The organism is Micromonospora sp. LOL_025, from assembly GCF_048060285.1.
Classification (GTDB): Bacteria; Actinomycetota; Actinomycetes; order Mycobacteriales; family Micromonosporaceae; genus Micromonospora.
Genome location: NZ_JBHMIR010000127.1, coordinates 1 through 458, shown reverse-complemented (window position 1 = coordinate 458; position 458 = coordinate 1). Strand labels below are relative to the sequence as shown.

At 72.7% G+C, this 458-nt stretch carries 1 protein-coding gene; it reads right to left on the bottom strand.

Features of this window, described 5'->3' with window-relative positions:
* Window positions 1-15: 15 nt before the first annotated feature.
* A partial coding sequence (locus tag ACFHW0_RS31785) for a GNAT family N-acetyltransferase (protein WP_416613319.1) occupies window positions 16-458 on the bottom strand: 443 nt, incomplete at its 5' end.

Sequence of the window (458 nt, the reverse complement as noted above, 5' to 3'; positions counted from 1 at the left end):
CTCTCCGGCAGCAGTTCATTCGGCGCCGAGGCTGCGGCGGTACGTCCGTACCTGGTCACCGTCGGGCACCGGCTGTTGAGTTCCAGCTTCCCAACCCAGCCGCTCGTAGAACCCGGTCGCCCCGACGGGCCCGGTCGACGTCTGCGCCTCGACCCAGCGAACGTCGCCGTTGCGGACCTGCTCGACGAAGCGATCGACCAGCAGCACCCCGATGCCGGCCTTACGCCACTCCGGCCGCACCGCCAGCGCGGTCATGACCGCCACGTGTGCAGCCGCAACCGGTCCGGCCCGCTGCGGTGTCACCACCGCTGCCCGGCGGTGGGCCACCCGACGGGCCCACGGCCGGACCCGCGTTCGCAGCACACGGACAGCGACACGGGGCCGGAGCACCAGCGCGACCAGCCCGGCAAGGGCGAGGGACGCCATTGCGCGCCGGTCCTTCGCCAGCTCGGTCATGT